Source organism: Rhodococcus sp. 320_ES (genome assembly GCF_059691855.1).
The window spans coordinates 1-19,593 of record NZ_JCAWAG010000007.1; the positions used below are offsets into that span (position 1 = coordinate 1).

Below are 19,593 nucleotides of genomic sequence, written 5' to 3' on the forward strand. Positions count from 1 at the left end.
CGAACTTCCTCGGTGCAGCCATAACGGCATTCTCCTGGTGAGATCACAGTCTCCACCAGACCCAGGACGGTTCAAAGACTCCGTGCGCTGGACCTGGACAGCAACTGCGCCCGATCGAGCACGTTCATTGCGGCGAAAGCATCGTCGTCCAGCATCGGCAGAGTGTCTTGCTTGATCAGCTTTAGCAGTTGGTCCCAGTTCGGCAGACCGGCGGATACGCTCACGCCTGCGCCGAGCAGCAGCGCGACGTCACCACCCCTGATCTTCACAGCCAACTTCTTGGCCGCTGTGCTTCGGTCCGTCGGTTGGTGCCGCTCCCGTCTGATCGACTGCAGGGCTGCGTAGTCTGCCGCATTGTCCACCACGATCACGATGTCGAATTTCGAATTCTCCACGAACCTAGTGGTGTGGTCGAGCAGGGACTTGATCACATCACCCCGCACACCGTCGTAGCCGCCGAGTCCAACACCGAGCGTGGGCATAGCAATCAATGGCCTCACCCGGCCGTCTCCTAGTCGAGGCACGTTCGCCTTGATCTCCTCGAGCGCCTCGTCCAGGCCTGCCATCAGCCACGGGACGGACGGCCGTCCGTCGTGTGCGACATTCAGAATCCATGCCGGCCGGTGGGCGGCCGAACGGGATGAAAGCTGACGGGCGCGTCCCCTTCCGATTGCGGCTGATGGCTCCTTATCGAGTTCAAGGGCAGGCCACCAGGTCCTACGTGGAATAAAGTTCGAGCTCGTCGGGACGATGAGAACGTCGGACGCAACCGCTTCCAGTCGGCCCTTCACCACGAAGACGTGGCCGGCCACGCGCGTTTCGACCGTTTGTAGGTGGGGATGCTTCGAACCGTTGCCGAACGGTGACTTCATCATAAGACCGATACTAGGTCTGTCGCGGTGCGCGGTATTACGACCGCATGGTGACGGCGGGCCCGTCTTCGGGAGTGTGGTGACGAATAGCGTTATTAGCAGGAGGATTCGGTGGTTCGAGGGGACGTCGTCCACTGTTGTACATAGTTGCGCCGACAGAATCCACACTGCTGAACCCGCGCGTCTTCACCCGGCTAGATCGCGGACTGCCGGAGGACTGACGGCGCTCATCTGAAGTGCTCACCTCTGCTCACCGAAACTGCTCACCCGTGTGGCTCCGCCAATGAGGGCGGGTCTCCTTCGATGCTGGTGGTCTCTCACCACGCACCAGCACTCCGAAGGAGACCCGCGATCTCATGCTCACATGGGAAGAGGACATGGAGATATCCGCACTGCACAAACGAGGAATGTCGATCTCGGCGATCGCCCGCCACACCGGCCGAAACCGTAGGACCGTCCGCAACTACATCACCGGCGTCACCACCCCCGGCGTCCGCACGAGAACCACACCGGACCCGTTCGAGGCGTTTGTCGACTACGTCCGCGCCCGCCTCGCCGAGGACCCACACCTGTGGGCGGTGGCACTGTTCGACGAACTGATCGCACTCGGGTTCGCACTGTCGTATCAGAGCTTGACACGCAAGATCCGCGAGCAGACGCTGCGCCCGATCTGCCTGTCCTGCAGCACATCCACCGACCGCGCGAACGCGGTGATCGAACACCCACCCGGGAGCGGAAACCCAATGGGACTACGTCGATCTCCCCGACCCGCCACCGTCGTGGGGGTGGGGCAGATCGGCGGCCCTGTGGGTCGGCTCGTTGGCGCATTCCGGGAAGTGGCGGGCGGTGCTGACCCCGTCGAAGGATCAACCGCACCTCGTCGAGGACCTCGACCGGGTAACCCGGGCGCTCGGCGGGGTCACCGCGGCGTGGCGGTTCGACCGGATGGCCACGGTCTGCCATCCCGACTCCGGACGCGTGACCGCCACCTTCGCCGGCGTCGCCAAACACTACGGAGTGTCCGTCGAGATCTGCCCACCGCGACGCGGGAACCGCAAAGGCGTGGTCGAGAAGGCAAATCACACTGCAGCGCAACGATGGTGGCGTTCACTACCGGACATGAGTGTCGAAGCGGCGCAAACGAACCTGGACGAATTCTGCGCCCGCGTCGGCGATACCCGCACCCGGCACACCGCATCGGGAACGGTCACCGTCGCCGAGGCGGCAGCGGCCGAACCGTTGGCCGCGGTGCCCGCCGCGGGCTACCCGGTCATCGTCGGTGACGCCCGGACAGCGTCCCGGCAAGCGTTGGTGTCCTACCGCGGCAACCGGTACTCGGTGCCGCCTGAGCTTGCGTCAGCGCAGGTGACCGTGGCCCGACCGGTCGGTGGGGGCCATCTCGACATCCTCACCGTCTCGGGGATCACCGTCGCACGGCACCGCATCGCCGCGGACGGGCTCGGCGCGGTGGTGCGCGACCACGGTCACGTCGTGGCGCTCGAGGCGGCCGCCATGGCGGGTGCGAACACCGGCAGACCGCACCGCCGCAAGGAACGGATACCACCCGGAACCGAGGCGCTCGCCGCAGCGGAGACGCTGCGGCGCAACCACACCGACACTGCGCCGGCGGACCCGGCTGCACACGAGACCGGTTCGGCGTCAGCAGCTTCCGATGTCGTCGACCTTTCCGCCTACGAGCGGGTCGCGCGGGGACGGAACACCCTCACATGAGCCGCACCCCGAAAGCCGACGCCCTGCCCACCCCGAACACCGCGGAGGCGGCCAGTCTCTATCAACGCCTGCGCGGGCATCTGGGGGTGCTGCGCCTCGCCGACGCCGCCGAAGCGCTCCCCGCCGTGCTCGATCAGGCCACCGCGGAGAACTGGACCATGACCGCGGCGTTGGAGCGGCTGCTGTCCATCGAGGTCGACGCCACCGAGGCCCGCCGGTTGACCGGACGGCTGCGGTTCGCGTGCCTGCCGACGCCGGCGTCGCTGGAGAATTTCGACTACGACAACGCGGTCGGGGTGGACAAGAAGTTGATCGACGAACTGGCCACTTGCCGCTACCTCGAGACGGCTACGAATGTCCTGCTGATCGGCCCGCCCGGTGTCGGGAAGACGCACCTCTCGGTCGGATTGGCCAGGGCCGCAGCATATGCCGGTTATCGCACCTACTTCACCACCGCCGCAGACCTCGCAGCTCGGTGTCACCGGGCGGCGATCGAGGGGCGGTGGGCGACGACGATGCGGTTCTACGCCGGCCCGACGTTGCTGGTGATCGACGAACTCGGCTACCTCCCGTTGCCGGGTGAGGCTGCTGCTGCGTTGTTTCAGGTTGTCTCGCAACGCTATACGAAAACCTCGATCGTGATCACCAGCAACCGTGGGGTCGGCTCCTGGGGCACCGTCCTCGGCGACGACATCATGGCCGCTGCGATGCTCGACCGGCTGCTGCACCGATCCGTCGTGCTGGACATGACCGGCGATTCCTACCGGCTGCGCGACCACAACGCACGCTCGGAAAAGCTCCGCAAAGCAGTCAGCGGCACCCGCCAACCGCTACAGTGATCACCGCTACAGGGTGAGCAGTTTCGGTGAGCGGACCTGAGCACTTCCGATGAGCGTCCTCAGGACTACGAATAGCGATCGGGCACGCAGGGCCGATGCACACATACCGCTATCTGCAGTCCCTGATCGTCCCACCGAATGGCGCTTAAGCGCGAGCCGTGGCTGACCACAGACCTCGCGGATACGTTCGGGCTGGGACTGTCGTTCTTTTAACCAACCGCATCGGCGGTCCCACTCATAAACTTGTTGCGCGTGTTGCATTACCGACTGTGACAGATCCCTTAGCAACCAGACGGGCAGTACTCGCGCTCCACGAGGTCGTCGGCGAAAACCGGCGGATGCGAACTGAGTTCGTGTCGAAAGACAGCAAGACCGCTACAGCCGCTGTCTATGGGTCGGCCATCGACGGCTTTGTGCCGACAGTGTCGGCCTCTCCGGTCAAGGGATTACAGACGAGCACGTCCAGGAACGACTTGCTAAGCCGACGTGCTACCGGTACGTCTACGCTCCGCCCGTCGCGCTGCCAGGCATCGCGTTCGACGGAAAGTCAGAAGTGCTGACCAGTTCTCTGTGAGTGTTGTTGGCTTACATCGACGGCGCCTAACCTCGATCTTTCTCTGGGCTGACGTGTTGGCCTGAGCGAGTCGAGATTGTGATTCTGCGGCCCCGGTGCGAGGCCGTAGCGTGATGGGGTGCCGATGGACTCGAGTTCACGGTCCGAGGGGCGTTTTCTCCCGTCGTCAGTTTAGGAATGCGTGTTCGAGCAGGTGCGGTCGACACCGGCAGCCGGGTCAGTGCGGTCACAATCAGCTCTGACCGTCGTCACCGATTGCGCGGAAGCTGACAGTCAGTCGATTGGTGTGTTGCCTTCTCGGCGGTCTCGTAGGACCTCAATCTTCGATATGACCTTGCATTCCGCGCGGTTCGGGGCTCCGTCGACGCTTGCTACCTCTTTCGCGAGTTCGGCAATATCGGCGAAACCTCCGCTTTCCGAGGCGAACTGTTGCCAGACCTCATCCTCGGATACCTCAACGAGCTGCGCCAATTGATGGTCGACGACCTGGTGTTGATCCCCCACGATCGTGACAAGGTGCCGCATCAAAAGGGCTTCGTCGTCAGAGATCTTCCCATCGGCGTTGATGACCAGCCACGCGACCCACAACGCCAAGCGGGGATGCTTCGAGCGCGTGGAAAGACGATTTGCGAGCTCAAGTACTCGGGCCTCGTTGCGGAAGACGGCTCGCGCATGGCGTCCGGCAACCTGCGTCGTATACCGATTCAGGAGGACAGATAGCGGTATGCCGACCAGCGGGATGCCGATCTTAATGACATTGCGCTGCAGGAGAAATTTCCCGACGAATGGCAAACCCTTGGCGGCATTCAGCACGCCTTTCGCATAAAAACGCTTGACTAGGGGCCGGATCGCGACGGGGACGATTTTGACTACGCCCTCGCGCGCCACTTCTCCACCTTTAATGGTGAAGGCAACCCGTATGAGCTTCCACAGGTCGTCCGGATCGTCCAGATCGAGTGGCACGCGGTAGAGGACGGCTACGTCGTAGGCGAGGTGCAACTGCAGTTGCGTGATGTAGGCGACGTCGATCATCACGGTCACGATTGCAGCTGGCACCGTCGCCGGGGATGCCCCGCCGAGGCTCCCGATCGTCGCGGCGATGGTTGCTGTGTAAGCACTGGCCGACAGGCCGCCCTCGATTGCTGCATAGCGTGAGGCCATCTTGATCCGCTGATCGACAATCGCATCCGCGGGGACGCCTTTGTACTTCGTTTGGAAGTACTGCCAGTCCACCTTCTCGGAGTATGCGCGAAGGGAGTGCGCTAAGAGCTTCGTGAACCAGCCGCCCGATTTGATGTCGTCGCCGCTCAGCTGCTTGACGAAGTCCTGTACCTCAGAGCGATCGCGTTCGACTCGCCGGCGGTCATCCGACTCAGTGTGGTGCGACTGAACGGAATCATCGGTTCCTTTGGCATTCTTTGGCACGGACGCTCCTTGAAGAGTGAGTTGGCAGTTGCTGGCCCTGGGTGTGCAGGTCGCCGATAGTCGGACCACATCGGGTCAAAGCGGGGTTCTTATTGAGGTTCGTTGATCTCGTTGCCGTCCTCCGGTTGGTGAGTGACAGCATCGGCAAGTTTACGTGACCCGGTAATCTCGCTCCTGCGACTTACCCGCCGCGGTCAACTCGTCGGCCCGGCGGAGTTTGCGCACGTTGTCTTCCGCCGAGTGCCGTTTCCGTCCAGCCAGTGTTGATCGTCTCGTCTGCCCAGGTTGTGGGCAACGAGACTCGAAATCGAGATGACCCTTTCACTGGGAACTTGCAACTGCCGCAACGAAGTTCGACGGGGAATAATTGTCGTAGCGGCCACCGTTTACGCTGCGGTCGTCACTGTCGCGTCACCGATGATGTCGGTGCAGGCATTGCGGTCCAACGCTGTCGCGATGGTGATGCGGTGCAGCTCGACCACGGCGTCCTCCGACAACCGGCTGCCCTTGTAGCCGCCGGCCATGACGAACGCCACGGGGATACCGGCGTCGCGGCAGGCGTCGAACACCAGCTGTTCGCGTAACGCGAGCACGGGGTGGGTGATGCCGTCGAGACCACCGATGTCGCAGTTCTCGAAGGGATCCATCCCGGCGTTGTAGAGGACCAGGTCGACGTCGTTGTTGCCGATGGCGTCGGACAGTGCGGCGGCGCACGCGGGCAGATAGTCGGCAGCGCTGTCGACCATCACCGACCCTTCGTGCTGGTCGAATCTGTCGACGGACACGTCGACGTGGATCACTGACGTGTTGCGACCGATGATGTCGGCGGTGCCGCCGCCGTTGTGGGCGTCGAAGTCCACGATCATCACGACGCGGGCCGCGCCACTGGCGAGGACATCGAAAGCGGCGATGGCCAACCCGTTGAACGTGCAGAAACCGGCTCCACTGTCACGACTTGCGTGGTGCAACCCAGATGACAGTGACCCGGCGACACCGTCCGACAGGGCGGCGTATGCAGCTTCGATAGCGCCACCGTTGGACGACGCGACCATGGGATAGAGGTCACGTGACCACGGAAACCCGTTGCCCTCAGCGAGGATACGGTCGTTGCCGGTCTGAACAGCGTCGATGTAGGTGGTCGTGTGTGCTCGCTGTAGCTGCTCGATCGACATGGGGCGGGGCGACACGACCTGGACACCGTCGATGGGGTGCGTGGTGAGCGAATCGGCGATCCAACCGGCCTTGCGGGTGGTGTCGAACGTGTGGGTCGCTCCGACGTACTGGGGGGAGTAAAAAACCTTCATAGGTACCTCACATTGGAATATGCCCGAGCCTTGGTTGCTCGCAGGGGCTGAGTAACTCGGGCCGCGTGAGCGGTCCGGGTGATTTTTCGAATACTTGATCGGGTTTAGCTGACCGACCTGAGCGGCTCGGGGTCAGTGAGGTTCACCCAGCGACTCGGACAACGCGACGAGTCGAGTTCGAATGGCGTCGACGCCGTCGCGACCGAGGGCGAGCCGGTCGTCCAGTGATTCCAGCGCGGACGAGAAAACCGGGACCAGTGGCGCGTATTTCCTGCTCAGCTTCTCGCGTTGGTCGTCGTCGCCCAGAAACTGAACGCTGCCGGCGTTGTCGACGAAGTCCGCGTACTTCACCAGGAATACCTTCGGATCCGAGATCACGGACGCGACGTGCTTCGCATAGGCGGCGTTCTTCTCCTCCTTCGTAAGGCCTGGTTCTGTCGGCGGGTTCGTGACCGCGTCGACCAGCCGAGCTGTCTCGGCCCCGAAGTGCGAAGCCAAAAGGTCCGGCGCGGACTCTGCCGCAGCCTCACCATCGGTCAGGATCGACACGATCTGCCCCGGCTGGTCCTCGACGGTGTCGTGCAGCGCCGCCGCGCAGAGTACGTCCGTGTCGGCGCACCCCAACCGGATGAGCCGCAGCACGTTCCGGAGCGGATGAACGATGTACGGATCGACCGGATAGCCGTTGCGTCCGATCCGGGTCTGGGAGAGGTGCGCTGCGGTCGCCAGTTCGAGGGCGGCGCGGAGCTGTACGACGTCGACGCGCGTGGCGTCGAGCTCGTGCAGAATCGCGAATACCAGTGCGGCCGAGTCCATGTGCTTCAATTTCGTCGCACGGAAGCTATCGGCAAGGAGCTGAGTAGTCAAAGCTTTTCCAGTCTGTTGTGTCGGTCGTACATGAGCTCACAGGGAACGCGGCAACTCGTCGGCAAATCGGTAGTTGCACCCGAGGTCGTCGGGCTTCGTCATGCCTGTGTTGTCGCGGAACCAGGTGATACACGTGTTCGCGATCAATCGTGTGTCTCGGGTGAACAGGTAGCCGTCGGTGCAGTCGTCGAAATGGTCGTCGTGGTGCCAGGTGTCGAGTTCGAGTCCGTCCGCGGAGTAATCCGCGAGCATGAGGTAGCCGAGCACCTCGCGTGAACGCCTCACCATGAAGACGCCGTCGTCGAGCACTTGGATTTGTGCGCACACCACGGGTGCGCCTTCCTCTTCCTCGGCTGGTCCGTAATCACTGGGGCCGAGTTCGATCACGAGCCCGACCGGTTTCCCGTGCATCGATTCGACCAGCCACGCCGCCATGCTGTCCCAGGGATCTATCTCTAGCCGCGTCTCTGCGTTGTGGAGAGTGACGAGGTGACTGCCGTTCTCTATCCGAGCAGTCCAGGCGGGGATCTCCGACCCGTCTCCGACGATGTTGGCCGTCCCATCCTCATCGACCCAGACGCTGTCGAGGAAGAACGGGCGCGTGAGCGTGTGTCCGTCGACCGTGGTGATGTCGGCACTCCACCCGCTGAGGTCGACATACGGATCGGTGACCACCACGTATCGGTCCACGTCGTTCGACACCAGCTGCCAGTCAGGCATCTGCGCATCGTCCGTTGTTCCCGAATGTGTTACCGCGTCTGATGTCTCGGCGCGGTAGATGTCGGCGCGGACCGAGCGGATGCGCGCGATCGACCACGCATTGCTGACGGAGTGTGCAGGCTTGGCGATCAACTGTGCACCGAGCTCCGCAGGGCCATGCGTCTCGACGATCAACTGTGGCCGTTTCGTACCTGACTGACTGAGCCGTGCATCCACTGTGCTGTGCACACATTTTAACAACGGTCGCGGAGTGCGTCGTTTCCCGGATGGTGTCCGCTCCGGCTCGACCTCGATGAGCACGGTCGCACGGCGTCGCAGCTCGACTTCGTTGCACCAGTCGGGCGAAATGTCGGCGTCGTGGTCCACGAAGGGTTCGGTTACCCACAGATCGGAGCGGCAGATCTCGATGCCGGCGATCGGCCAGAAGTCCTTCATGGACCCGACCGCCTGCATGGCGGTCTGTCCGGACTCCCACCATCCGCTGTGCGCGACCTCGAACACGATGCGCGCGTTGCCGAGCGGTGATCGGTCGAGATAAGCGACGCGCGTCCCGAGGGTGTCCAGGAGCGCGGTGCGCCGGCTGGGGGACAGCGTCGACAACCGCTGGTCCACCTCGATGGCGATCGTGAAACCGGGGTCCCCGGCGGGGATGCCATCGAGTCCATAAGGGTTTGGTTGCATAGCGCTCTTCTCTGTGGTGTGCGAAGGAAGTGCCGCGGATGTCGGCGAGGAGGTGTCCGCCGTGAGGACCACCTGCACTCATAGTTGTACACGGGGGTACCGACACTTTCGGGTTGGCCGTGGACGTCCAGGAAGCAGGTCAGTGCTGGTCAAACTCGAGACATCGAGGCGGAGCGACACGATGCCCTGCGGGCCCGCCAGACAGGTGATACGACGGGCTGGCTGGCGTAGAGGCCACGCGCGGATGTGCGCACCCGGTCGAACTGGCTGGGCCACTCGATGCGCGCAGCGAGTTCGTCGAGCAGCGGACGTCCCCGGTCCAGGGCACGGTCGACGTGGGCGCGGTCGGGTAGTAGTTGAGACTTGCTCGTGTTGCACCGTGGGCAGTCCAGCACAAGATTGGTCAGTCCGTCGATACCGACCCTCGACCAGGGGAGCACATGGTCGACATGCGCGGCCAGCCCTAGGCGGGTGGCGCAGTAGAAGCACCGATCACTGAATGCCTCCGTCAAGACTTCGCGGGGACGTTGCAGCGCGACCCGGTCCGAGCCGAACAGGTGCCCTTCGAGATCCGGAACGGTCTCGGACAGATACGAATTCATTCTCCGGACGTCGTCGACCCACGCGATCAAAAGCGCAGGCTTGAGGAGTGCGGACAGTCGAGCGAGGGCGAAGCAGACTCCGGGAAACAGGACGATGCAGTTGTCGTGATCTTGGACAGTGCGGGCGCTGACCTTGCCGCTGAGCCAGCTGTCGTCGAACAGGAACGCGGCAACTGCCGAGCGGCCGGGTACGCGCTGCAGACGGAACAGCGGTTGCTGCGCCAGTACGAGCTTCACAGTCGCAACCGTGCGTCGGTAGGCGTCGGGGTCCCGCCGTGCTGCGATGTCCAGCGGTATCTCTCGACCCTGAGACCGTGTCAGTGATGCCAGGTCGCGGACCGCGTCCGGGATCTTGGCCACCTTGTTCGAGGACTGTCGGAGGTAGTGACCATCGAAGTCGCGAACCTGCCTCCAGTAGAGCGCGATCACCCATGCGGAGAGGTCGTCTAGATCAACTGAGAACGCGGCGTCGTGGTCCTCTGGAACGTGCTCGACGCAGAACTCTAGCAGCGCGACGAGGACGGCAAGCTTGTACGGGACTTGATCCCCGACATCATCGTAGCCTCCGGGCGAATTCCCTCGACCCGAATCTTGGACGCTGAGGATTCGCGAAACGCGTTGCTCGATAAACACTTCCGAGGAGGGCTATGAGCTTCGCGACGCTGCTGAGGACGACAACGTCGAGGAGCTGACCGACGTCTGCAAGGCGTCTGGGCGTTGGCTTCTGACCTCGGCATCACCACCGCGACCTTAGACGAGGTGGCATCCGAGAAGCGGGGGGACTCGAGGTAGGTTCGGCAGGAGGTTGTGATTGGACTGACGGCAGGGACGCCGAGGGACGTTCCCTGCCTATCGAACGCTGCATCGAAGTGTCCCAAAACCAAAGTAGCGATGTATCTCACTACGTAATTTCCACACCAACAGCTATCACTCCCGCCACCACTTTTATCCGGCAGGTGCACCACAGAGAAAGTTTTTGGTATAGCCAAGTCCCAGTGGGTCACCTACCGACTCAAATGTTCTGCACCAAGCGTCGAACCACTCAGGTGAGTTGATATTCTCCCAAATGTTCGGTACTCCTCCGCCGGGATTGGCATCTAATGCCTCAGGAATGCAGGCCGCAATCCACAACGTACTTCCAACCCATTTGGGAAGGCCGTAAACCCGATTCAGTAACACCGATGCTGCTGCCTCTAATCCCGGTGGGAGCGGTTCGAACGATGCGGCGCGTTGATTACCGCACGTTTGTTTGCTCGTCCCACCGTCACGGCTCAATGAGATCGACTGTCCCGGAAAGTCCGGGGAAGGGCCGCTCAAAGTAGTATCACTCGCGGTGAGTGCCCATACGCCGTCGACGCATGAAACAGAAGATGACCTAACGGTGGCTTGTACTAAGATCGTGGACCCGTTGCGGCCAATCTCGGCCCAGTCGGCCTTGCACAAACCTGAAATATCTATGCTACCGCGCAGGGGGGCGGATCTGTCGATGTCGACGATCGCTGGATATGGTCCGTCAGGCCAGATAACAGTGCCAAACCATCGGCCGGTCAGATCCTGGGCCGGGTCAGCTTGTGCGGGCAATGTCGTGACTAGGTAAGCCAGGCTGATGACGCTGCACACTAATAGCGTACGAATCCAGCGGATCAAAGTAGACCTTCCGATCGTAATCTGGTGGGAGTCTGTTTCTCATGGGATTGAACAGCTTTTTCTGATCCCGCGCAGTCCGCTAACTGAATGACAGTGAAGCCGGAAGGTGTCTGCTAGGTCAATCGCCGGCTACCATATGTTGGACGGTGTCGGAAGCGATCTGGTCTCTTGGGTTTAGCGTCACGCAATTTTCGTTGCGGGTGGGCATAGGGTGTCGTTCGCATGGCGACTCGGTGCTGATGCGCTCCAGGTTGATTCAGCTCGGAGCGACACCGGCGGTCAATTTCAACGCCAGCGTGTCCGCAGTCTTGCTTCTCGACGGCGGCGACTTTGATCCGCGGATGCCGCGCGTCGTCGAGAGAGGACTGAGCGTCCTGGGCGCCTCGGATGTGGACGGCGCGTTGAAGATTGAGCAGCCCGCCGTGTTGCCGGCCCGGAAGCCGACCGTGCCGCTTCTTCCGCGCGGAGCCGTGATCGACCTCGATTCCACGACCACCGTTTTCACAGTCGATGCGTCGTGGAGCGCCGCGGCCGGGCCGCTGTCCGTCGACGTCGTGGCCTTCCTGCTCATCCGTGATGAAGTGGCGTCCGGGGACGAGGACTTCGTCTTCTACAACGCGCCGGCGACTTCCGACGTAGCCGTGTCGTTGTCCATCGACGGCGACAGTGAGCAAGGTGTCCGTGTCGACCTCGACGCGGTGCCGGACGATATCGAGCGCATCGTCGTTGTGGCCGCGATCGAGGACGAGCGCACCTTCGGCGACGTCGGCGGCGTGTCCATCACAGTCACTGGTCCCGAGTCTGCCTTCGCAACAGCAGTATTGGACGCAGCGACGACCGAGCGGTCGTTGCTTCTCGCCGAGATCTACCGGCGGGGAACCGGGTGGCGAATGCGCGCCGTGGGCCAGGGGTATGACGACGGCTTGGCGGAACTGGCAGGGCGGTATGGCGTGGAGGTGGACGACTGAGGTTGACCGCCTGAAGCTCGCTGGTCGGGTCTTCGTCAACCCCGCCTGGTCAATACGGCGGCTGCAGTATGAATCGAGGCATCTCGACCGTGTGCACAATAACCTCGCCCCAGTCACCGACCAGTCGATAGCTGTTCCCCGATTGCGCCAAGGTGTCGATGTTGCCGAGGTCGTCGAGCCCGTCAGCGTCGGTCGAGCGCACCGTGCTCCTGCGGATCCACTCGACCCCCGACGGGCTCAGGAATATCAAACTAGCTGCAGCATAACAATATTGCTCACCACGCCGTGGCGGACGATACGCCGGGTGTGATGGCGTGAGGACGGCATCGAGATCGAACACGAGGTTGCCATCGCCCTCGCGGATCGCGGTGACGTAGCTGTCTTCGAGATACACCCCGGCCATTCCGGACAAACTCGTGTAGTCGGTCGTCATGGCACATCCCACTCTATCGGTGTGTGGTTGTCGGGGCTCCGCCGTGAGACGGGGTTTCCGAACGGGTCGGTTCGTTGACCGGAGGCGTCGCGAATCTCGACATGCGGGTCGGTGCTGCCCGGTGCTCGATCGGAGCCGCGTTTGATCGTCACTCGGACCACGCCGTTCTCGTCCACGAATTTGATCGGGCCGCCAGGGGATTGCATCCGCGTCCATCCTTCACCGCGGGCAAGGTTCTCCAGCTCGGATGCCTTCGGTGCAACGTCGTTCTCGAACAACTCGGACAGTTGCCGACGCGGTGCTGTCGGGCGAATTCGGTCGACGACGTTGCGTCCGAGGGATTTCAATCGCTCCAGGGTGAGCATGAGACCCCGAAGATCTTCCGTGACTTTGACGCCTCGCTCGATGGTCTTCGCGACTCGCCACGTCGCGACGGCCTCGGAGACAATGCGCGCAAACTTTGTAATCGTGTGAGCAGACTTGGCTGCGCCTACAGCTGCCGCGGCGCCGAACGTGATGAAGGAGGCGGCCACCGTGATGGCGGCTGTGACGCCGAGTTCAACGGCAAGGTTGTTCAATATTCGGCTCAGAGCGCCGCGAAACTCCTCGATGTTTCGTCGGTACTCGCCGCACGAGTCCGCCAACTCCGTGCTGGCCATGCGGATCGCGTCGACGCTCGTGGCAAGTTCTTCCAGGTCGTCCAAGATGAGGTCGACTTCAGGCGAAATGGTGTCGCCGAACGAACTGACAGCGGCGATCAGGTCGGCAGCGGCGTCAGTCAGTTCGGAACTGTGACCTACCTGGAGCCAGGCCTCCGCGGCATTCGCGAGCTTGTTCGTGTCCGCGTCGGGGACGGCCACACCGATCTGGGCGACGAGCCCCAGCGTTCCGTCGACAAGCCCGTTGCCGGGACCGCCCGCCGACGGCGGCAGGGGCGAGTCGCACCCGGGAGTCGGCGCTGGGTCGGGCACCATTGACAGCTGAGTAGAGTTATCAAGCGTCGAATCCGACTCGGCTGCAGCATGATTGAATCCAGCGGTTCTGAGAAGGCCGGCGTAGTTCTCGAGTGCCTTGACGATGTCGTTCGCGGTGGCCGTGATTCCGATTGCGCGTTGGTCGTAGGACGCGGCCCATGCTGCCCCGCCGTCGTCGGAACCCGCCATTCCGCCGCAAACGACAAGGTTTCTACTCGCAGCACCGAGAACCGTGAAGACTGCGACGGCTGCGTCGTTGCAGCGGCTGGCGGCGTCGTAGTAGATCTGTGGGTCGATGTCGAGCTGCGTCACGACACCCACCTGTCGGCATACCTATGCATCTGCTGGCCCCCTGCCATCTTGGACGCGTGAACGCGCGGGGCGGTTCCCGTCGATTTGTTGGTTGCGGGGTGAATCGCATCCCGTGAGATCGCACTTGGACACCCACGTCTATGTCGGAGCTTCCATCTACGGTTCCCACACCACACACAAGGGGGAACAGTGGACTGGAATCTCGTACTCGCTCCGCTGGCGGTAGCGATCCTGACGGCGTCCGCATCGGCCGTCGTCAAGGCAGGGCGTTGGCTGGTTGCCGACGACAAGTCGAGAAAGATGCACGAGCGGCTCGATGAAATGGCGGTGGCGCTCGGGGACGCCGAACGACTGAAGAGCATCGGACTGGCCGAGTGGGCAGCTGAGTTCGAACAGGAGGCTCTGGAAACTGCTGTACGGCCACTTGCGCGGTGGCGCGACGCGAGGGTGACGGAAAGCCTTTCATGGCTGCGAGTGTGGCGGCATTTGCCTATTGCGCGATGTTTGGCGCTATCCCGTTGTTTCCAGTGCATCAGCGTTTAGCAGTAATAGTTTTGGTTGGTTCGTTGTCGGTCAGTGCTGTCGCATGGATTCTCTGGATCTTTCTTTCCAGGCGTGCCGCAAGACGGGTGGCGACAGCCACCCGCGCGATGGCTTCTGTGGTTCGGCTGCACTGCAGAGGAATTCAGTCATGCGAGTAGTTGGGTCAGGCGGCTTTGCTGCTCGCCCCGCCAGAAACGCCTCCTCATCAGTCAGGCAGCTCGCAGGACGCACACGCCGTAGAGCACGGTGAACGAGTCGACCGACAGGAAGAAGCCCTTCGCTCCTGGGCCACCGACCTGCGTGCACGTCAGTCCGTGAGAGGCGCCGAAATAGGACGTCCGCGAATGGCAGGACCAATTTGCCGGAAAGGGATTACGATCCCCTCGAAGCCGCGACGCGGCAACGTCGGCGGTCCGAGGAGCAGTGGTGGCGTGACTTCGGTGTTCGCACAGCGCGCCAGCTACCACCGGCAAGGCATCCGTTTCCAGGGCGGCCCGCTGCCATTGTTGTCGGAACGCAAGGTGTCGGGGGCGTTCGACCAGAAATTGGCCCGCGACCATCTGTTCGTCGGTGACGGTCGTTCGGACTTCGTCGGCACCTGGCGCGGCAGCCGAGTGCAGCTGTACGCAGTCTCGCGCCGGGCCATCGACGCGATCGTGAATCCGAAGATTTCGGGACCTCTGATCGACCGGGACACGGCAGCGCGCTACTCGTTCGGTCAGCTGAGTCCGGAGGCGATCACCTTCGCATCGGCGAACCAGCCGAACTTTCGTGAGCGCAAGAGGAACCTGATCGTCGCAACCAGTGCCGGCTACGCCGCTGCGCCCACGATGCACGCCATCGATCGACAGTTCGCCGCTACCCGCGGACTGGCCACTCTCGACGTGCGTCCCTCCGTCACCGTCTGCGTTCGCGATGCTGTGGCAGAAGCGATCTGGGGTGACGCGGCCTCTGCGCCTGTCGTCTACATCGACGGGGCAGGGTGTGAGCAGACCCTGCCGTTCGCGGAGGCGATGTACGACAACTTTCTCAGGCTGAGAGAGTACGCGAACACGTACGTGATGCGAGTCGAGCCGAGACTGCAGCGGTTCGCCGTCACCCGAGAGCAACGTTGGATGCGCTCCAACACCCGCGTCCTGCAACGGCACATGTCGACGGTTCCTCCCGACAACACCATTGCCGGCCACATCAGGCGGCTGCATGGCATTTCGGGTTTCTCGCACGACATCGTCCGGGACGACACCGCGACATCGTTCATCGCCGCAGTCGACACCACACGCACCGCCATTCTCGCAACCCTGAAACATCTGCTCGACCCGGCGAATGCGAGCTGGAAGGAGCAGGTCGCGGCGGTGAGTCCCGATTCGGTCGGCGACTCCATGCTGATGCGTGCCTGCGTGATGGAGGCGATGCGCGTCGACACCCCGGGGTCCGTGTTCAACGGGCGGGTGACCGAGGACTTCACCGTGACCCTCGGGGACTCACAGTTCGACCTTCACCGAAACACGCTCGTGATGCCGAACATTCATGCGCTGCATGCCTCGTACGGACCGACCTTCGACCCTGGCCGTCTGCTGCGGGCGCACGCGTCGGAGTTGGTGATCCCGTTCGGGAAGGGGCCGCGGTCGTGCCCCGGAAAGTCGTTCGCGACGTCGATGATCGTGATCTACGTCAACGCCTTCCTACGTGCGTACCCGGACGCACAGTTGGATCCGTCGCAGCCGGACAACGGGTTTCCGATTCACACCTCGTCGGAGCACGGTCTGCATGTTTCGTTGCACTAGTCGTCGAGCCCCCCGGACGCCTACTGTGTGAACGCGACAGCGTGGCGACCAGAGGAGAGCTCATGGATTTCGGACAGGTCTTCCGCACCGCGGCGAACGGGGCGAACAAGGTGATGCTCCCGCTCCTCCGGAACAGTCCGTTGGCGGGTGTGCTCAACAAGTCGATGGCCGAGGTCACCTACACAGGCCGCAAGTCGGGCAAGCAGATCACGCTGGTCGTCAGCTACAAGCGCAGCGGAGACACCGTGCGCATCGCAGTCGTTGCTCCGGACGCGAAGAGCTGGTGGCGCAACTTCCTCGGCGAGGGCGCACCGATGACGTTGATGTTCGACGGAAAGCCGCACGAAGCCCATGCGATTGCGACCCGCAACGACAAGGGCGCAGTTCGGGTCGAGGCAAAGCTGCTGACGTAGGTCGTCAGGCGGGACCCAAGCGGACGGAGTCGTCGACCAGCAGTCTGCCTTGCACGTCTACCAGTGTCAGCGAACGATTCTCGGTGTCCACCCGTCCGCCCTTGGTGACATATCTGAGCCGGGCGACGACCGTCGACGCATCCCGCGGCGTCACGGACAGAACCTCGACCGACCGAATCGTCGACCAGAATTGCTCGAAGCTTGCCTTGCCCGTCTTGCTGGCGTACCGCTGGTCGAACATCGCCCAGGCCTGCTCGGTGGACCCGGGCAACAGGCCGTACAGATTGCGAACCACCTGCTCCGGTGACGGCATCGGCGGGGGAGGCGGCGTGGTGGTGGTGGTGACGGTGGTGGTCGTTGTCGACGTCGGCGCAGCGGTGGTGACCGAAGTCTGCGGCGCAGCGATCGGTGCCGCGGTATCGCGATGCGTCACCACGAATGCGAGCGCACCCACCAGGACGGCCAGGACACCGAGAGCAACCAGCAACAACATCTGAGCTCGGGTGGGGCGGAAACCGTCCATACCCAGAGCCTATTACCCGGTCAAGTTTCCGGCGGTCGTCCGGTTTTTTTTGGGAGACCTACGCCGTGCGCGGCAACTCGTCCGCGAACTCGAACGAGCACCCGAGCTGATCCAGGGCGTCCTCCCCGCCGTTGTCCCGCAGCCACGCGGCGCACGCACTCGCTACCAGGAGTCGGTCCCGGCTGAAGAGGTAGCCGTCGGTGCAGTCGTCGAACAGCCCGTCGTGATGCCACAGATCGAGCTCGAGTCCGGCGACGGAATGGTCGACGAACCGCAGCTGCCGCAGAATCCGACGTGAGCGGCGCACCAAGAACACGCCATCCTCGAGCACGTGAATCTGCGCGTTGACGAATTCGAAGTCCTCGATCTCCTCGTCGGGGATGTCGGTGTTGGGTCCGAGGTCGATGATCATTCCGGGTCGCGAATCGGTCATGGACTCGATCAGCCAGGCGGCCAATCCGTCCCACGGTTCCACCGGAAGTACTTGTCCATCAGCTGTTTCGAAGCTGTCGAGCAGTGCAGCCGCTTCGATGGTCGCGGTCCACGCGGTGCGCGTCGCCAGTTCGATGTAGCGGAAGTCGGCGTCGTTCTGCACAAATGGGGAGGAGTCCGCGGTCCCGTCGACGTGGTTGTAGTGGATGGTCCAGCCGGTGAGGTCGGCGTGCGGGTCCGTGATCACGACGTACCGGGTGCACAGGTCGTCGAATGCGAACTGCCAGGACGGTATGGCGTGAGGTTCCATGGTCCCGTTCTACCGTCCCACTCGGGGTCGGGCGCGGGGAGTACGCGACGCCAGTTCTTGATTACGCGAGGGAATCAGCTCACTCGTCGGACAGTTCGTCGCACCGCTTCGAGAGTAGGTCGGCAAGGCGAGCAGTCGACTTGGGGTCGAAGCCCACGGAATCGAGATCGGACACCCCGGAGCGCACCCCGGCACACACGTCGTCGATGATCTTCAGCGCGGCTCGCTCGGGCAAGCCCAATCTGCCTGCCGACTCGACGACGTGCGTGCGGGACCACCTGTTCGCGCGACCGTACAAGTCGAGCGCCATCGGGTCCTTCCACTGCGCGTACGGCTGCGTGCACAGGAGGTCGTATGCCGGTGTGACAGTCCAGATATCGCGGCTGTTCCGGTAGATCGAATAGTTCTTCCCGTGAAGATTGCCGTTCCCGATGGCGTAGGAGAACACCGTCATTCGCATCAATTCGGATCGGGCCTGTTGCGCGGATCCGCCACCGCGTTCGACCGCGTCGGCAAGGGCGGAGATGACGGTCTCGGTCTTGGCCCTGTACTTCGATGCCGGGTAGATCCCCAGTACTTGACATGCATCTTCTTGCGCCAGGCGCCGATCTGCGTGACGGTCGAACCGTTCGACCAGCAGCGCGGTGGTTCCGTGTCGATCGGTGACGACCTGCCTCCGCGGGACGCGAATACCGCATTGTCCTGCGAGGGTCATGAAGAAGTTCTCGTTTTCGATGAGATGGGGAAAGCGTTGAGGCGGTGCCAGTTTCAAGATTGCAGGCCCGGTAGTGGTCTGGACGGGTGACGAATACATCTGTGCAGACACTTTTCCCTGTACACCCGGTAGGGCTGCATGGTCGATGTCCAGCGAGTCCGTGCTCGACAGTGACGCGAACAGTGCCCGGAGGTCAGCTACCGGCGACCGCGGATCGAAGGCATACTGCTGTTCCGGCAGGCTGTCGCCGCTCGGAAGGACACGGACGTCGCCGATGGTGTCCGCCCCCACCGCCAGAAGGAGGGTGAGGTGATCGTCCTCGGACGTCTTCGTTGCGCTCACGACGCCGCTGAGTCGAACTCCCTCTGGGAGTAGGCCTGCGAAGAATGCGGGCACACTTCCACCCGATGCGACTGTGCTTTGCAAGGATTTCGGAAGCGACCAGGCAATGGCCGATGCGGTCGGATCGTCGAGGTAATCCGAACCATAGCTGAACGTGACGTCGTCGCCCGTTCTCACCAACGTTCCCGCCAAGCGATCACCTGTGTAGACGTCGGCTGCGCTGACCGACCGAAGTGCGGTGGACCCTGTCATGACGACGTGTCGGGGTCGACGACCGAACCAGCTCTGGTCACCAGTTTGACTTCGCACCCCAACGCGTCGGCAATGGCTGTCGCACTGTCGGATTGGATCGCCGTCCGTCCGCTCTCCAGTGCCTGCACCGTGGAGCGGCCGACCCCCGCCAAGAGTGCCAGCTCGGCTTGCGTGAGCCGAAGCTGCAACCGTCGGGAAATGAAGGCGCGGGTGAGTTGGTCGAGGTCGTGTTTCTGGGTCTTGCGTGGCTGGGCCATGTGAGGTGCCTAGGGCTTGTAGTTCCGGGCTTTAGGTGAACTGTAGCAGCGATAGCGCCTGCAGCGTCTTCTA

Annotated in this window: 17 protein-coding genes and 1 pseudogene; 6 read left to right on the forward strand and 12 right to left on the reverse strand. The window is 62.8% G+C overall.

The window, feature by feature from the left end; genetic code table 11:
* Positions 1–71: 71 nt before the first annotated feature.
* A complete protein-coding gene (locus tag AC59JP_RS21815; RefSeq protein WP_497327937.1) occupies positions 72–875 on the reverse strand; it encodes a hypothetical protein in 804 nt (267 codons plus the stop codon).
* 353 nt (positions 876–1,228) lie between these two features.
* Here AC59JP_RS21815 and AC59JP_RS21820 point away from each other — a divergent pair.
* Together AC59JP_RS21820 and istB are read left to right on the forward strand one after the other, a co-directional pair.
* Positions 1,229–2,603, forward strand: a pseudogene (locus AC59JP_RS21820) (Mu transposase domain-containing protein).
* A complete protein-coding gene (gene istB, locus AC59JP_RS21825) occupies positions 2,600–3,442 on the forward strand; it encodes an IS21-like element helper ATPase IstB (RefSeq protein ID WP_497327938.1) in 843 nt (280 codons plus the stop codon). Before AC59JP_RS21820 ends, istB begins: the two are co-directional and overlap by 4 nt.
* 847 nt (positions 3,443–4,289) lie before the next feature.
* On the opposite strand, the gene AC59JP_RS21830 is transcribed toward istB, so the two are convergent.
* The 5 genes from AC59JP_RS21830 to AC59JP_RS21850 form a co-directional block, all read right to left on the reverse strand.
* Positions 4,290–5,441 (reverse strand): hypothetical protein, encoded by a 1,152-nt coding sequence (locus tag AC59JP_RS21830; protein ID WP_497327939.1) that lies wholly within the window; start codon positions 5,439–5,441, stop codon positions 4,290–4,292.
* Between the two features lie 386 nt (positions 5,442–5,827).
* Entirely contained in the window at positions 5,828–6,745 is a 918-nt protein-coding gene (locus tag AC59JP_RS21835) for an arginase family protein (protein WP_497327940.1), read from the reverse strand.
* A gap of 132 nt (positions 6,746–6,877) precedes the next feature.
* Positions 6,878–7,561: an HD domain-containing protein gene (locus AC59JP_RS21840; RefSeq protein WP_497327941.1), complete on the reverse strand. Its 684-nt coding sequence runs from the start codon at positions 7,559–7,561 to the stop codon at positions 6,878–6,880.
* Between the two features lie 87 nt (positions 7,562–7,648).
* Positions 7,649–8,047 carry a hypothetical protein gene (locus AC59JP_RS21845; protein ID WP_497328167.1) on the reverse strand — a complete coding sequence of 133 codons (399 nt, stop codon included), beginning with the start codon at positions 8,045–8,047 and terminating at the stop codon, positions 7,649–7,651.
* A 1,115-nt stretch (positions 8,048–9,162) separates the two neighbouring features.
* Entirely contained in the window at positions 9,163–10,248 is a 1,086-nt protein-coding gene (locus tag AC59JP_RS21850) for an HNH endonuclease (protein WP_497327942.1), read from the reverse strand.
* Between the two features lie 1,253 nt (positions 10,249–11,501).
* Here AC59JP_RS21850 and AC59JP_RS21855 point away from each other — a divergent pair.
* Positions 11,502–12,230 (forward strand): TerD family protein, encoded by a 729-nt coding sequence (locus AC59JP_RS21855; RefSeq protein WP_497327943.1) that lies wholly within the window; start codon positions 11,502–11,504, stop codon positions 12,228–12,230.
* Between the two features lie 49 nt (positions 12,231–12,279).
* On the opposite strand, the gene AC59JP_RS21860 is transcribed toward AC59JP_RS21855, so the two are convergent.
* The gene (locus tag AC59JP_RS21860; RefSeq protein WP_497327944.1) at positions 12,280–12,663 is read right to left on the reverse strand and encodes a hypothetical protein; all 384 of its coding nucleotides are present in this window, start codon (positions 12,661–12,663) and stop codon (positions 12,280–12,282) included.
* Positions 12,660–13,949, reverse strand: a complete 1,290-nt coding sequence (locus AC59JP_RS21865) for a hypothetical protein (protein ID WP_497327945.1) — start codon at positions 13,947–13,949, stop codon at positions 12,660–12,662. Before AC59JP_RS21865 ends, AC59JP_RS21860 begins: the two co-directional genes overlap by 4 nt.
* 189 nt (positions 13,950–14,138) lie before the next feature.
* Here AC59JP_RS21865 and AC59JP_RS21870 point away from each other — a divergent pair, with 189 nt between their 5' ends.
* From AC59JP_RS21870 to AC59JP_RS21880, 3 genes are all read left to right on the forward strand, one after another.
* Positions 14,139–14,492: a hypothetical protein gene (locus AC59JP_RS21870; protein ID WP_497327946.1), complete on the forward strand. Its 354-nt coding sequence runs from the start codon at positions 14,139–14,141 to the stop codon at positions 14,490–14,492.
* Positions 14,493–14,923: 431 nt separating this feature from the next.
* A complete protein-coding gene (locus AC59JP_RS21875; RefSeq protein WP_497327947.1) occupies positions 14,924–16,276 on the forward strand; it encodes a cytochrome P450 in 1,353 nt (450 codons plus the stop codon).
* A gap of 62 nt (positions 16,277–16,338) precedes the next feature.
* On the forward strand, positions 16,339–16,689 hold the full coding sequence (locus tag AC59JP_RS21880; protein ID WP_497327948.1) for a hypothetical protein: 351 nt from the start codon (positions 16,339–16,341) through the stop codon (positions 16,687–16,689).
* A gap of 4 nt (positions 16,690–16,693) precedes the next feature.
* Here AC59JP_RS21880 and AC59JP_RS21885 read toward each other — a convergent pair whose 3' ends face one another.
* The 4 genes from AC59JP_RS21885 to AC59JP_RS21900 form a co-directional block, all read right to left on the reverse strand.
* Positions 16,694–17,212 carry a hypothetical protein gene (locus AC59JP_RS21885; RefSeq protein ID WP_497327949.1) on the reverse strand — a complete coding sequence of 173 codons (519 nt, stop codon included), beginning with the start codon at positions 17,210–17,212 and terminating at the stop codon, positions 16,694–16,696.
* 58 nt (positions 17,213–17,270) lie between these two features.
* A complete protein-coding gene (locus AC59JP_RS21890; RefSeq protein ID WP_497327950.1) occupies positions 17,271–17,954 on the reverse strand; it encodes a hypothetical protein in 684 nt (227 codons plus the stop codon).
* A 79-nt stretch (positions 17,955–18,033) separates the two neighbouring features.
* Complete coding sequence (locus AC59JP_RS21895) at positions 18,034–19,263, reverse strand: type II toxin-antitoxin system HipA family toxin (protein WP_497327951.1); 1,230 nt, start codon at positions 19,261–19,263, stop codon at positions 18,034–18,036.
* Positions 19,260–19,520, reverse strand: a complete 261-nt coding sequence (locus tag AC59JP_RS21900) for a helix-turn-helix transcriptional regulator (RefSeq protein ID WP_497327952.1) — start codon at positions 19,518–19,520, stop codon at positions 19,260–19,262. Before AC59JP_RS21900 ends, AC59JP_RS21895 begins: the two co-directional genes overlap by 4 nt.
* Positions 19,521–19,593: the final 73 nt, after the last annotated feature.